Annotated in this window: 10 protein-coding genes; 8 read left to right on the top strand and 2 right to left on the bottom strand. The window is 65.1% G+C overall.

Features of this window, described 5'->3' with window-relative positions:
- Positions 1-40: 40 nt before the first annotated feature.
- Together CIT37_RS15910 and CIT37_RS15905 are read right to left on the bottom strand one after the other, a co-directional pair.
- On the bottom strand, positions 41-1,636 hold the full coding sequence (locus CIT37_RS15910) for a glycosyltransferase family 39 protein (protein WP_334262654.1): 1,596 nt from the start codon (positions 1,634-1,636) through the stop codon (positions 41-43).
- A gap of 231 nt (positions 1,637-1,867) precedes the next feature.
- On the bottom strand, positions 1,868-3,478 hold the full coding sequence (locus CIT37_RS15905) for an ABC transporter substrate-binding protein (RefSeq protein WP_028141174.1): 1,611 nt from the start codon (positions 3,476-3,478) through the stop codon (positions 1,868-1,870).
- A 269-nt stretch (positions 3,479-3,747) separates the two neighbouring features.
- Between CIT37_RS15905 and CIT37_RS15900 the strand changes: the two genes are divergently transcribed.
- The 8 genes from CIT37_RS15900 (at position 3,748) to CIT37_RS15865 (ending at position 14,130) form a co-directional block, all read left to right on the top strand.
- Entirely contained in the window at positions 3,748-4,878 is a 1,131-nt protein-coding gene (locus tag CIT37_RS15900; RefSeq protein ID WP_028141175.1) for a M20/M25/M40 family metallo-hydrolase, read from the top strand.
- A gap of 207 nt (positions 4,879-5,085) precedes the next feature.
- Complete coding sequence (locus CIT37_RS15895; protein ID WP_028141176.1) at positions 5,086-6,027, top strand: ABC transporter permease; 942 nt, start codon at positions 5,086-5,088, stop codon at positions 6,025-6,027.
- A gap of 19 nt (positions 6,028-6,046) precedes the next feature.
- Positions 6,047-6,934, top strand: a complete 888-nt coding sequence (locus CIT37_RS15890; protein WP_028141177.1) for an ABC transporter permease — start codon at positions 6,047-6,049, stop codon at positions 6,932-6,934.
- A 128-nt stretch (positions 6,935-7,062) separates the two neighbouring features.
- On the top strand, positions 7,063-8,712 hold the full coding sequence (locus CIT37_RS15885) for an ABC transporter ATP-binding protein (RefSeq protein WP_095426169.1): 1,650 nt from the start codon (positions 7,063-7,065) through the stop codon (positions 8,710-8,712).
- Positions 8,713-8,974: 262 nt separating this feature from the next.
- Positions 8,975-10,480, top strand: coding sequence for a M81 family metallopeptidase (locus CIT37_RS15880; RefSeq protein WP_038949931.1), 1,506 nt, complete (start codon positions 8,975-8,977; stop codon positions 10,478-10,480).
- 13 nt (positions 10,481-10,493) lie between these two features.
- Positions 10,494-11,657: a M20 aminoacylase family protein gene (locus tag CIT37_RS15875; protein WP_095426168.1), complete on the top strand. Its 1,164-nt coding sequence runs from the start codon at positions 10,494-10,496 to the stop codon at positions 11,655-11,657.
- 2 nt (positions 11,658-11,659) lie between these two features.
- The gene (locus CIT37_RS15870; RefSeq protein ID WP_095426167.1) at positions 11,660-13,081 is read left to right on the top strand and encodes an amidase; all 1,422 of its coding nucleotides are present in this window, start codon (positions 11,660-11,662) and stop codon (positions 13,079-13,081) included.
- Positions 13,082-13,239: 158 nt separating this feature from the next.
- Positions 13,240-14,130, top strand: a complete 891-nt coding sequence (locus CIT37_RS15865) for a crotonase/enoyl-CoA hydratase family protein (protein WP_028141182.1) — start codon at positions 13,240-13,242, stop codon at positions 14,128-14,130.
- Positions 14,131-14,211 lie beyond the last annotated feature (81 nt).

Below are 14,211 nucleotides of genomic sequence, written 5' to 3'. Positions count from 1 at the left end.
CCTCGAGCAGATCCGCGACAGTCATTGCTGAGCGCGGAGCCTATTCCGAACCGCGCCTGCTGGCGCTGAAATCATCCGCAGCGCTCTTGGGTATCATCCGCATTCCCCGGGGCCGCACGATCAGAGCGACCACCTCCCGCGAGAGACCGGGCCGCCCCCACAGGGTGGCCCGCACGGTGAACTCGCGCCTGACGAAGTGCCCGGTCTGCGAGGACGCCCACGCCATCCACCGCGTGCAAGATTCCTGGTCGCGGAAACACAGCGCGGCCCAGCCGCGGTCGAGCGACGTCTTGCGCGGCAAGCCCAAGGTCTGTTCGTACTCGAAGGGCGCCGCATGACGTGGATGGTCGGGGCTGTAGAACGCGGAGGCGAAGGCCAGCGAACCATCACCACTCACCGCGCTCAGCGGCACGCCGGTCTGCTCCCGCCACTCGCGCGTCAATTCACTAGCCGCCTGGGCGTAAAGATTCCGGCCCTCCTCATACCCGTGATCATTGCGATAGACGGCATGGATCGGCGCGGCGATCAGGACGGCCGCGAGCGCGACGCCGGCCACGATCACGGTGAGGTTGACCGTGTAGAAGCGCTCGATCGGGTAGCTCGTCCCGCAGACCACGAGAACGGTGAAGAGGAACAGTCCCTGCAGCGCCCATAGCGACGGCAGATCGGTGCCCATCACGAGCGACGTCACCACCGGCAGCACGATCGTGCCCATCGTGACGTAGAACAAGAGCCGCAGGCCCGGGCCCATTGCGGCGAAGTCCGCGGGAAACCGCTTCAAGCGCGTTCCTGCGACGAGCACCCAGAACACGGCCGACATGCTCATCGCCGCCGCCAGCCCCAGCAGAAAGTTTCTCGCCTCGCCGAGTGAGGTCGCAGCGTTGCCGCCGGTGTGCGCCAGCGCGTAGGTGAAGGTCGACGCGCCCGTCGTCGCGAGCCAATAGACGTGAGGTGACAGCGCCGCGAGCCCGACGACGACCGAGATCCAGGGCGAAGCGGAGGTGAAATAAGCGCGCCGCGCCGGGTGCGCCAGCGCGGCAAACGCGAAGCTCGTGACGAGAAAGATCGAATAATATTTGCCGACCATCGCCAGCGCCGTCGTGCATCCCATTGCGACCGCCCACAGCGGGGCGCGCGTCTCGAATGCGCGCAGGAAGCACCAGGTCGCCAGCGGCCAGACCGCCAGCAGCACCGAATTGGCATTGAAGCGCTGGGCATGGAATTGATAGACCGGCGTCAGCATCAGGAGCAAAAGCACCAGGATGCGCTCGTGCCCGGTCACGAATTGCCGCGCGATCCGATCAACGAAGATCAGCGCAAGCCCGGCATTGGCCATCGCCATCAATTGCAACGACCAATCGCTGAGCGGAAAGACAGAGGTCCAGCTGGCGGCAATCCAACCGGTCAAGGGCGGATGCTTGTGATAGCCCCAGGCGAAATGCTGCCCCAGCATCCAGGCCTCGAGCGTATCAGGGTGCAGGCCGCCGCCGGCATAGGCGATCGCCAGATAGAGCGTCCAGATCGCGACGAAGCAGCCGATGAGGAGCGGAACGGCCCAGCCCGCCTCGACGCCATCGAGCCAATGCAGGAAAGGCCGCCGCCAACGTGCCGGCGCGCGATCGGACCGTTCGGCCATCGCCTGGAATGCAAAATCGATCGGCACGGGAATCAGGTTGAGGAGGGAAAGTGATGCGTAAGGACGACGCATCTATTTCAAGATTGAAACAAATAGCAATGACTGGAAACTGGAAAGGTTAAAAGCCGCAACGCCTTTTCCGCCGGCGCAAGACCACAAAAGACAACGGCGCCGCTGATGACAGCGGCGCCGCGTGGTGAAGACGACGAAGGCTACGTGAATTCGCCTCCCTTACTCCGACTTGTCGACGTTCCAGAACAGCGGCGTCGCCGGGCCGTCGAGCACGCCGGTCAGCGATTTGCGCCAGCCGCTCGGCAGCAGGTATTGCCCCAGCGGGATGTAGATCACCTGCTCATAGGCTTCCTTCTGGATGTCGGCGGCGATCTTCTTCTGCTCGTCGATCGACGGCGCGCGGACGAACGCGTCCTTGAGCTGCTCGATCTTGGCGCTTTCCGCCCAGCCGAACCAGCCGCCCTTCTTGCCCTGGCCGCCGATCGAGAGATTGGCGATCGGGTTGGAGACGTCGGCCGCGACCCAGTTGGTGAAGAACATGTTCCAGCCACCCTCCTTCGGCGGCTTCTGACTGGCACGGCGGCTCACCACCGTCTGCCAATCGGTCGCTTGCAGATCGACCTTGAAGCCGGCTTCGCGCAGCAGCTGGGCCGCGACGATGGGCTGGGCCTTGAGCGTGGTGACGTCGCCGGGCGCCATCACCACGACCGGGGTGCCGTCATAGCCTGACTCGGCGAGCGCCTTCTTGGCCTCCGCCATGCCATTGCCCTTCACCAGGGTCTCGGCGCCGACCTCGGTCGCGAACGGCGTATCGCAAACGAAGAACGCACCGCAGATCTTCTGGTACTTGGCATTGCCGACCAGCGCGTCGAGAACGTCCTTCTGGTTCATCGCCAGAAGAGCGGCACGTCGCACCTTCACGTTGTCGAACGGCGGATAGAGGAAGTTCATCCGGCCGAGCGTCTGAAAGCCGAACTTGTTCGAGACCTCGATCGTGATCTCCTTGTTTGCCTCCAGCACCGGCAGCATGTCGTAGGGCAGGTTTTCCATGAAGTCGATGTCGCCCGACTGCAGCGCGTTCACGGCGGTCTGCGAGTCCGGCATGGTGATCCATTCGACGCGGTCGACCTTCGCCACCTTGCCGCCGGAGGTCCAGCTCGCCGGCTCCTTGCGCGGCACGTAGTCGGTGTTCTTGACGTAGACGGCCTTCACGCCGGGCTGGAATTCCGATGCCACGAACTTGAAGGGGCCCGAGCCGATCTGCTCGGGGATCTGCTTGTCCGGCGGCGTCTCGGCGAGGCGCTTCGGCATCATGAAGGCGACGCGCGAGGACGGCTTGCCGATGGAATCGAGCACGAGGCCGTAGGGCTCCTTCAGCTTCAGCGTGATGGTCTTGGCGTCGGTCGCCTCGATGCTCGCGGTGAAGTCCAGGAGCTTCTGGCCCATGCCGTCGACCGCGGCCCAGCGCTTCAGCGAGGCGACGCAATCTTCCGCCGTCACCGGCGCACCGTCATGCCACTTCAGGCCGTCGCGCAGCGTGAAGGTGTAGGTGAGCTTGTCGTCGGAGATTTTCCAGTCCGCCATCTGCGGCTGGATCTTGAAGCTCGAATCGGGAGCCACCAGCGTGTCGTAGACCATGTAGCCATGGTCACGCGTGATGTAGGCCGTGGTGAAGATCGGATCGATGATGCGCAGATCCGAATGCATCACCGCCGTAATGGTCTTGCCGGCTGCAAGCACTGGCGAGGCAAGCGCCGTCGAAAGCGCAACGACAGACAGCGCAAGTTTGGAGGCAAACGCGCGAGGCCCCCGGCGCATGAAGTGGAACATAAAAAGTTTCTCCTGACGTGAAACTGTTCAAAGGCAGGTTATTGGTTAAGCATGCGGCTCGTTCCTTGGGCGAACTAACCTCATGCAATGCCTTTATCTTTCGAGACTTGCAGACAGTGCCGAGCGCGTCAATCCGGTTTCGCTGCAAGCCCTGGCGGCGCGGGCACGGGCTCCACAAGGATCGGTTTGGCTCTACAACACTCTCCACTCGTCCTGCCCCGCAGCAATGCAATGCGCATTCCATCTTTCGAAGCTTGAGAGACATTGAGATGAATCCAGCCAATCTTCCTTTCGATTCCGAGGCGATGCTCCAGGGTCTGCGCGGCTGGGTCGAATGCGAAAGCCCGACCTGGGACGCCGGTGCGGTGAATCGCATGCTCGATATCGCAGCGCGGGATATGGCGATCATGGGTGCGACGATCGAGCGCATCGCCGGCCGGCAAGGTTTCGGCGGCGTGATCCGCGCGCGCTTTCCGCATCCGAAACAGGGCGAGCCGGGCATCCTGATCGCCGGCCATATGGATACCGTCCACCCGGTCGGTACCATCGAGAAGCTGAAATGGCGGCGCGAGGGCAACCGGTGCTACGGCCCCGGCATCTACGACATGAAGGGCGGCAACTACCTCTCGCTGGAAGCGATCCGGCAACTGGCGCGTGCATCCTTCACCACGCCGCTGCCGATCACCGTGCTGTTCACGCCGGACGAGGAAGTCGGCACGCCCTCGACGCGCGACATCATCGAGGCGGAAGCCGCGCGCAACAAATATGTGCTGGTGCCCGAGCCCGGCCGTGCCGACAACGGCGTCACCACCGGACGTTACGCCATCGCGCGCTTCAATCTCGAGGCGACGGGCCGGCCGAGCCACGCCGGCGCGACGCTGTCGGCGGGACGCTCGGCGATCCGCGAGATGGCGCGGCAGATTCTCGCCATCGACGCGATGACGACGGAGGACTGCACCTTCTCGGTCGGCGTCGTGCATGGCGGGCAATGGGTCAACTGCGTTGCCACGACCGCCACCGGCGAAGCGCTCTCCATGGCCAAGCGGCAGGCCGATCTCGATCGCGGCGTCGAGCGGATGCTGGCGCTGTCGGGCACGGCCAACGATGTCTCCTTCAAGGTCACGCGCGGGGTGACGCGTCCGGTGTGGGAGCCGGATGCCGGCACCATGGCGTTGTATGAGAAGGCGCGCGGCATCGCCAAGTCGCTTGGCGCCGAACTGCCGCATGCGAGTTCCGGCGGCGGCTCCGACGGCAACTTCACCGGTGCGATGGGAATCCCGACGCTCGACGGCCTGGGCGTGCGCGGAGCCAATGGCCACACGTTAGAGGAGTATATCGAAGTCGAGAGTCTCGTTGAGCGCGGCCGGCTGATGGCCGGGCTGCTTGCGACGTTGGAGTGACCGGATTGGATGAGCGCGCGTGGCGCGCCGCGATATTTCGTCTGGCGGGCACGCTCCGCTGGCCCCCTTGAAGAGGGGTCGCCAAAACAGCTGACCGCACTGCAAAAACTGTGGCCCTGATGGCACGGGAATTGCTGAAATGTTAGGCTGGTGGCAGAATAGGCTATGACCGCTGCCGCCGATTTACTCTAATCTGACGGATCCAACTTGCTCGGATATCTCCTTCGCCGAATCTTCGCCGCCGTGCCCGTGATGGGCGTCGTCGCGCTGTTCGTCTTCCTCCTGCTCCGCCTCACCCCCGGCGATCCCGCCGCGATCCTCGCCGGCGACAATGCAACGCCGGAACGGCTCGAGCGCATCCGCACCTCGCTCGGCCTCAACGAGCCCTTGATCGTGCAGTTCATCACCTGGGTGAACAAGCTGCTGCACGGCGATCTCGGGACCTCGCTGATCTCCAATCTGCCTGTCATGAAGATGATCGGCCAGCGCGTCGAGCCGTCGATCTCGATTGCGCTGTGTACCATCATCCTCGCCGTGATCGTGGCGGTTCCCCTCGGCGTGATCGCCGCGTGGAAGCACGGCACCTGGATCGATCGCTTCGTGATGGGGCTTTCCGTGCTCGGCTTCTCGGTGCCGGTGTTCGTGGTCGGCTACATCCTGATCCAGATCTTCGCGATCGAACTGCGGTGGGTGCCGGTGCAGGGCTTCCGCAGCATCTTTAACGGCTTCGGACCGTTTTTCGAGCGCATGATCCTGCCGACCTGCGCGCTCTCCTTCATCTACATCGCGCTGATCGCGCGCATGACGCGCGCGGCGATGCTCGATGTGCTCGGCGAGGACTATGTGCGCACGGCGCGCGCCAAGGGCATCAACGAGGTCGCCGTGATGATGCGGCACGCGCTGCGCAACGCCGCCGTGCCCGTCATCACCGTGATCGGCACCGGCTTTGCGCTGCTGATCTCCGGCGTCGTCGTCACCGAGAGCGTGTTCAACATTCCCGGCATCGGCCGCCTCACCGTGGATGCGGTGCTGGCGCGCGACTATCCGGTGATCCAGGCGATGATCCTGCTGACGTCGCTGATCTATGTCGTCGTCAACCTTCTCATCGACGTCGCCTACACCCTGCTCGATCCCCGGATCCGGTACTGAGGCAAGGATAAGGACAAACATGTCGGTCGATACCCTTCCCCAGTCCTCCATTCCGATCACGTCGCCGCTACGGCCGCGCTTCGGCTTCCTCACCTCGACGCCGATCATCGCCACGGCGACAGTCTTGCTCGCACTGATCATCCTGATCTCGATCCTGGCGCCGCTGATCGCGCCGCATGATCCGATCCAGCTCGCGCCGTCGCAACGGCTCAAGCCGTCGTCCGCGCAATTCCTGCTCGGCACCGATGCCTATGGTCGTGACCTGTTGTCGCGCGTCGTTTATGGCGGCCGCATCTCGCTGCTGATCGGTATCGGCTCGGCGATCCTGTCGATCGTCATCGGCCTTGCGATCGGCCTCGTCTCCGGCTTCTTCAAGCTGGTCGATGCCGTGCTGATGCGGGTCATGGACGGCCTGATGGCGATGCCGAGCATCCTGCTCGCGATCGCCGTGGTGTCGCTGTCCGGTGCCAGCCTCTGGACCGTGCTGATCGCGATCACGATCCCCGAGATTCCGCGCGTGGCGCGCCTGGTCCGCTCGGTCGTGCTGTCGGCGCGCGAGGAGCCTTACGTCGAGGCGGCGATCTCGGTCGGCTCGTCCTTGCCGAAGATCATGTGGCGGCATCTGATGCCGAACACGGTGGCGCCGCTGATCGTCCAGGGCACCTATATCTGCGCCAGCGCCATCCTCACCGAGGCGATCCTCTCCTTCCTCGGCGCCGGCATCTCGCCGGAGACGCCGACCTGGGGCAACATCATGGCCGAGGGCCGCCAGTACTTCCAGATCAAGCCGTCGCTGATCTTCTGGCCGGGCCTTCTGCTCTCGATCGCCATCCTCAGCATCAATCTGATCGGCGACGCCGCCCGCGACGCACTCGATCCGCGCATGAAGCAGCGGGAAGGCAAGTGATTTGTCTCGCCGGCCCTGCCCCTTATTCCGTCATTGCGAGCGAAGCCAAGCAATCCAGTCTGCATCCGCGGAAGGACTTCTGGATTGCTTCGTCGCTTCGCTCCTCGCCATGACGATGGAGTGACCTGATGACCAACACCGTCCTCGACATCAACAACCTCGTCGTCTCCGTCGGCAAGAAGCCGGGTGGCCCAAAGATCATCGACGGCATCTCGATCCAGGTCCGCGAGCGCGAGACGCTGTGCCTCGTCGGCGAAAGCGGCTCGGGCAAGTCGGTGACCTCGCTGACCACGATGGGCCTCTTGCCGAAGGGCACGCTGGTTCCGACCAGCGGCAGCATCAAGCTGGTCGGCGAAGAGCTGCTCACCGCGACCGACCGCCGCTTGCGCCAGCTCCGCGCCACGCAGATGGCGATGATCTTCCAGGAACCGATGACCGCGCTCAATCCGGTGGTGCCGGTCGGCCGCCAGATCGACGAGGTGCTGCGCGCGCATACCAATCTCGACGCCAGGGCCCGCAAGAAGCGCATCCTCGACATGATGGAGCAGGTCCACCTGCCCCAGGTCGAGCGCATCTTCGCCTCCTACCCGCACCGCCTTTCCGGCGGTCAGCGCCAGCGCATCATGATCGCGATGGCGCTGGTGCTGGAGCCGAAGCTCTTGATCGCGGACGAGCCGACGACCGCGCTCGACGTCACCACGCAGAAGCAAATCCTGTCCCTGATCCGCGAGCTCCAGCGCGATCACGGCACGGCCGTTCTGTTCATCACCCACGACATGGGCGTGGTCGCCGAGATCGCCGACCGCGTCGCGGTGATGCGGCAGGGCCGGCTGGTCGAAACCGGCCCGCTCGAGACCGTGCTGCGCAATCCGACCATGGAATACACCCGCAATCTGCTCTCGGCGGTGCCGAGCCTGGTGCCGCGGCCGCCGCGCGAGGAGAGCCGCGAACCGGTGGTGCTGGAGGCCAACGATCTCAGCAAGGTCTATAAAGAGCGCGCCTTCTTCGGCAAAGGCCGCGAAGTCGTCGCCGCCGACAAGGTGACGCTGACGCTGCGCAAGGGCCGCACGCTCGGCATCGTCGGCGAAAGCGGCTCCGGCAAGTCGACCGTGGCGCGCTGCATCGTCCGCCTGATCGATCCGACCTCCGGCGGCGTGCGCCTCGCCGGCCGCGAGATCGCCGGCATCTCGCGTCGCCTGCTGCAGCCGCACCGGCAAAAGATCCAGATCGTGTTCCAGGATCCCTATCGCTCGCTCAACCCGCGCGTCACCGTCGGCGAGAGTATTGCGGAGGGCCCGATCAATTACGGCGTCGCGCATGCCGATGCGATGAAACGTGCCCGCGAGCTGCTCGAGCTCGTCGGCCTGCCCGCTGACGCGGTATCGCGCTATCCGCACCAGTTCTCCGGCGGCCAGCGCCAGCGCATCGCCATTGCGCGCGCGCTCGCGCTCGATCCCGACGTGCTGGTCGCGGATGAGGCTGTCTCCGCGCTCGACGTCTCGGTGCAGGCGCAGGTGCTGGAACTCTTCGACGAGATCCAGAAACGTCTCGGCATCGCGATCCTGTTCATCACCCACGATCTGCGTGTCGCAGCGCAGATCTGCGACGAGGTCGTGGTGATGCAGCACGGCCGCGTCGTCGAGCAAGGCCCGGCTGCCGAGGTGCTGACGCATCCGAAGGAGGCCTACACCAGGGCTCTGCTGGACGCCGCTCCGGGGCGCGACTGGGATTTTGCGAACTTCCGGCCGGTGTCGGAGGGCGTGGCGGCCACGGCGTAGCGACACTCACCGCTGTCATTCCGGGGCATCGCGAAGCGATGAGCTACGGTGCGCAATTGCGCACCTGAGAATCCATCGCGCCTCAGAGTCTGTCGTCGGATGGATTCCGGGCTCGCGCCCAAGCGGGCGCGCCCCGGAATGACGGCGGAGCAGCATTCCCAAAACAGCTTGACCCTATGCGCGGCGCGAGTGCGTCCCACCTTGCTCTCGCCGCAGGGCCAAGGCTAACGTCGCGCCCTCTTGATTGATTGGACTGAACTGAATGACACGCATCGCCGTCGGCGGCTTCCTGCACGAGACCAACACCTTCGCTCCCACCAAGGCGACCTTCGCCGACTTCCAGCATGGCGGCGGCTGGCCGGCGATGACTGAAGGCGCCGACGTGCTGAAGGTGATGCGGCGCATCAATGTCGGCCTTGCCGGCTTCGTCGACAGCGCCGAGGCCAACGGTTGGGAACTTGTTCCGACGATCGCCTGCGGCGCGAGCCCGTCGGCGCACGTCACCAGGGACGCCTTCGAGCGCATCGTGAAGGTGATGGTCGACGGCATCAAAGCTGCCGGCCCGCTCGATGCGGTCTATCTCGACCTGCACGGCGCGATGGTGACCGAGCATCTCGACGACGGCGAAGGCGAGATACTGGCGCGCGTGCGCCGCGTCATCGGCAACGATGTTCCGCTGGTTACCAGCCTCGACCTGCACGCCAACGTCACGCCCGAAATGATCGCGCATGCCGACGCGCTGATCGCCTACCGCACCTACCCCCATGTCGACATGGCCGAGACCGGCCGCGCCTCTGCGCGACATCTCGCGCTGCTGCTCAAGTCCAAGCAGCGCTTTGCCAAATCGTTCCGGCAATTGCCGTTCCTGATCCCGATCAGCTGGCAATGCACCAACGACCAGCCGACCAAAGGCATCTACGAACAGCTCGCCGCGCTGGAGAGCGATGCGGTTCCGACGCTGTCTTTCGCGCCGGGCTTTCCCGCCGCCGATTTCCGCGATTGCGGCCCCAGCGTGTTCGCCTATGGCAGGACGCAAGCGGATGCCGACCGCGCCGCCGACGCGATCGTGAAGCTGATCGAAAGCCACGAGGACGATTTCGACGGCAAGATCTGGTCGCCCGACGAGGGCGTGCGCCACGCCATGGAACTTTCAAAGAGCGCGAGCAAGCCGATCATCATCGCCGACACCCAGGACAATCCCGGCGCCGGCGGCGATTCCGACACCACAGGCATGCTGCGCGCGCTGGTGCGCAACAGAGCGAGCGCCGCGACTGGCGCGATCTACGATCCCGTCTCGGCCAAGGCCGCGCATGATGCCGGCGTCGGTGCCACCGTGACGCTGTCGCTCGGCGGCAAGTCAGGCATCCCCGGCGACGAGCCCTATCGCGAGACCTTCGTGGTCGAGAAGCTGTCCGACGGTCGCTTCATCGCACCCGGCCCTTACTATGGCGGCCGCGAGATGGAGATGGGCCCCTCGGCAGCCTTGCGCATCGGCGACGTCCGCGTCGTCGTCTCCTCGCACAAGGCGCAGCTCGCCGACCAGGCGATGTACCGCTATGTCGGCATCGAGCCGACCGAACAGAAGATTCTGGTCAACAAGAGCTCGGTGCACTTCCGCGCCGATTTCGAGCCGATCGCGGAAAAGCTGATGATCTGCGCCGCGCCCGGCGCGATGCCGGCCGACACCGCCACCCTGCCCTGGACGCGTTTGCGGCCGGGCATTCGCATCAAGCCGAACGGCCCCGTTTTCTCGCCTCCCTCAAGCTAACTGGACAGAACCCATGCCCACGATCGACCGCATCGACGGTTACGCCGACGAGCTCACCGCCATCCGCCGCGACCTGCACGCCCATCCCGAGATCGGATTCGAGGAAGTGCGCACCTCCGGCATCGTCGCCGACAAGCTGAAGAGCTGGGGCATCGAGGTGCATCGCGGTCTCGGCGGCACCGGCGTGATCGGCGTGATCAAGGGCAAGGGTTCGGGCAACAAGCGCATTGGCCTCCGCGCCGACATGGACGCGCTGCCGATGGAAGAGAACACCAATCTGAAGTGGAGCTCGAAAATCCCCGGCCGCTTCCACGGCTGCGGTCATGACGGCCACACCACCATGCTGCTCGGCACCGCGCGCTACCTCGCCGAGACCAAAAACTTCGACGGCACCGTCCACCTGATCTTCCAGCCGGCCGAGGAAGGCCTCGGCGGCGCCCGCGCGATGATCAAGGACGGGCTGTTCGAAAAATTCCCCTGCGACGAGCTGTACGGCCTGCACAACGCTCCCGACCTCAACCACGGCGAGATCGCGATCCTGCCGGGCCCGGCGATGGCCAGCGCCGACTTCTTCGACCTGCGCATCACCGGCTATGGCGCGCATGGCGCGATGCCCGAGCGCTCCAAGGACGCGGTGATCATCTCGACCACGCTGGCGCAGGCGATCCAGACCATCGTCAGCCGCAATGTCGAGCCGCTGCAGGCCGCGGTGGTGTCGATCACCCAGATCCACGCGGGCTCCGCCTACAACGTCATTCCCGGCGACGCGCATCTTTGCGGCACCATCCGCACCTTCTCGAAGGAAGTTCGCACCCTGGTCAGCGAACGCATCCGCACCATCTGCGCCGGCATTGCAAGCGCCTACCAGTGCGTGATCGACGTCGACATCCGCGACACCTTTGGCGTGCTGGTCAACCAGGTCGAGCAGTCCAAGGTGGTCGAGGACGTCGCGCGCACCATCGTCGACCCCGCCAACGTGATCACCCGCGCCCAGCCCAAGATGGGCAGCGAGGATTTCGCCGACATGCTGGAGACGATTCCCGGCGCCTATTTCTGGGTCGGCCATGATGGCAACGTGCCCGTGCACAATCCCGGCTTCGTGCTCGACGACAAGATCCTGCCGATCGGCGCCAGCATGTTCGCCCGGATCATCGAAACGCGCATGCCGGTGGGCTAGCGATGCATAAGAAGAGCGTCGAAGATGCCGTCACCTCGCTGCACGATCTGTCCGCGGTCGATCTGATCGCGGGCTATCGCGCCAAGCAGTTCTCGCCGAGCGAGGTGCTGGAGGATTTGCTCACGCATGTCGCTGCGTGGGAGCCGCATCTGAAGGCGCTCTATGCGTTCGATCCCGACGACGCACGCGAGGCCGCCAAGGCCTCGACCGCGCGCTGGACCGGCGGCGAGCCGTCCGGCGCGCTCGACGGCGTGCCGGTCACGGTGAAGGACAACATCGCGACCAAGGGCGTGCCGGTGCCGCTGGGCGCCGCCAGCGTCAAGCTCGTGCCGGCCGAGAAGGATGCCCCGCCCGCCGCGCGCCTGCGCGAGGCCGGCGCGGTCATCTTCGCCAAGACCACCATGCCCGATTACGGCATGCTGTCGTCCGGACTCTCCAGTTTCCACGCACTCGCGCGCAATCCTTGGGATCTCTCGAAGAATCCCGGCGGCTCCAGCGCGGGCGCAGGCGCTGCGGCCGCGGCCGGCTACGGTCCGCTGCATCTCGGCACCGATATCGGCGGCTCGGTCCGCCTGCCCGCGGGCTGGTGCGGCCTCGTCGGGTTGAAGCCGAGCTTCGGCCGCGTGCCGATCGACCCCACCTATGTCGGCCGCGTCGCCGGTCCGATGACCCGCACGGTCGACGATTGCGCGCTGATGATGAGCGTGATCGCAAAGCCCGACCGGCGCGACGGCATGAGCCTGCCCGCCGAGCCGCTGAACTGGAAGGGAGCAGAGAAGTCTCCGCGCAAACTCCGCATCGGGTTGATGCTCGATCCCGGCTGCGGCCTGGCGCTGCAGAAACCAGTGCGCGAGGTCGCGGTGAAGGCGGCGAAAGCGTTCGAATCCGCGGGCAGCGTCGTGACCGAGGTCGACGGCATCCTCACCCGCGAGATGCTCGACGGCCTCGACAACTTTTGGCGCGCGCGGATGTGGGATGATCTGGCCAGGTTGACGCCGGCCGAGCAGGCGAAGGTGCTGCCTTATATCTTCAAATGGGGCGCATCCGGCGCAAAGCTGTCGGGCGTGGATGTCATCCGCGGCTTCAACCAGACCATGGCGATCCGCGCGGCGGCGTCGAAGCTTTTCTGCGAGCTCGATTACGTGATCTCCCCGACCGCACCGAACGTGAACTATCCGGCGGACTGGGCCTCGCCGACCAACGACCCCATGAAACCGTTCGAGCACATCGCCTATACCGTGCCATGGAATATGTCGGAGAACCCTGCCATCTCGATCAACGGCGGCTTCGACGCCAAGGGTTTTCCCATCGGCGTGCAGATCGTCGGCCGCCGCTTCGACGACATCGGCGTGCTCGGCATGGCCAAGGCTTTTGAGGGCCTACGCGGGCCGCAACGACCCTGGCCGAAGCCGCCGGCTAACTAATCGCACCGTCGTCATTCCGGGTTGCGCCCTCTTGGCGCAAGCCCGGAATCCATTCATCGGCACTACTGATGCCGAGAGATGGATTCCGGGCTCGCGCTTCGCGCGCCCCGGAATGACGTGGTAGAGAGACCGATAAAGAAACAAGGAAGGAAACCGCCATGGCGTATGAGACGATCAAATACGAGGTCGCCGAGCAGATTCTCACCATCACGCTGAATCGGCCCGACAAGCTCAACGCCTTCAACGCGCAGATGCAAGGAGAGCTGATCGACGCGTTCGACGCCGCCGACAAGGACGACAACGTCCGCGCCATTATCGTCACCGGCGCCGGCCGCGGTTTTTGCGCGGGCGCGGATCTGTCGTCCGGCGCCGACACGTTCGACCGCGACGCGCGGCGCGGCCCCGTCAAACGTTTCGCCGACGGCAAGGTGGACTACAGCGATCCGCAGGTGCGCGACGGCGGCGGCCAGGTGACCTTGCGCATCTTCAAGTGCCTCAAGCCCGTCATCGCCGCAGTGAACGGCCCTGCGGTCGGTATCGGCGTCACCATGCAGCTCGCGATGGACATCCGCATCGCTTCGGATGCCGCGCGGTTCGGCTTCGTGTTCTCCCAGCGCGGCATCGTGCCGGAGGCGGCCTCGAGCTGGTTCCTGCCGCGCATCGTCGGCATCTCGCAGGCGCTGGAATGGTGCTATTCGGGCCGCGTCTTCCCGGCGCAGGAGGCACTGGCGGGTCGTCTCGTCAGCAAGGTCGTCGCCCCTGACGATCTCCTGCCGACCGCCCGCGCGCTCGCCAAGGAATTCGCGGCGAAGACCGCACCGGTGTCGGTCGCGCTGATCCGCCAGATGATGTGGCGCATGATGGGCGCCGACGATCCCATGGAAGCCCACAAGGTCGACAGCCGCGGCATCTACGCCCGCGGCCGCTCCGACGACGTCAAGGAAGGCGTGGTGTCGTTCCTGGAAAAGCGCCCCGCGCAGTTCAAGAACAAGGTGTCCAGCGATATGCCGGACTATTTCCCGTGGTGGACGGAACGGGAGTACAAGTGACGCTCTCGTAGGGTGGGCAAAGCGAAGCGTGCCCACGCACTTTTCGCCATCGAGAGAGATGGTGGGCACGGCGCAAGAGCG

Source organism: Bradyrhizobium ottawaense, assembly GCF_002278135.3.
GTDB classification, from domain to species: domain Bacteria; phylum Pseudomonadota; class Alphaproteobacteria; order Rhizobiales; family Xanthobacteraceae; genus Bradyrhizobium; species Bradyrhizobium ottawaense.
This window is presented reverse-complemented; position numbering and strand designations above follow the sequence as displayed.

Coding starts and splice junctions, on each gene's coding strand:
- CIT37_RS15865 (WP_028141182.1), top strand. CDS start 13,240: ATGGCGTATGAGACGATCAAATACGAGGTCGCCGAGCAGATTCTCACC.
- CIT37_RS15870 (WP_095426167.1), top strand. CDS start 11,660: ATGCATAAGAAGAGCGTCGAAGATGCCGTCACCTCGCTGCACGATCTG.
- CIT37_RS15905 (WP_028141174.1), bottom strand. CDS start 3,478: ATGTTCCACTTCATGCGCCGGGGGCCTCGCGCGTTTGCCTCCAAACTT.
- CIT37_RS15910 (WP_334262654.1), bottom strand. CDS start 1,636: ATGGCCGAACGGTCCGATCGCGCGCCGGCACGTTGGCGGCGGCCTTTC.
- CIT37_RS15885 (WP_095426169.1), top strand. CDS start 7,063: ATGACCAACACCGTCCTCGACATCAACAACCTCGTCGTCTCCGTCGGC.
- CIT37_RS15890 (WP_028141177.1), top strand. CDS start 6,047: ATGTCGGTCGATACCCTTCCCCAGTCCTCCATTCCGATCACGTCGCCG.
- CIT37_RS15880 (WP_038949931.1), top strand. CDS start 8,975: ATGACACGCATCGCCGTCGGCGGCTTCCTGCACGAGACCAACACCTTC.
- CIT37_RS15875 (WP_095426168.1), top strand. CDS start 10,494: ATGCCCACGATCGACCGCATCGACGGTTACGCCGACGAGCTCACCGCC.
- CIT37_RS15900 (WP_028141175.1), top strand. CDS start 3,748: ATGAATCCAGCCAATCTTCCTTTCGATTCCGAGGCGATGCTCCAGGGT.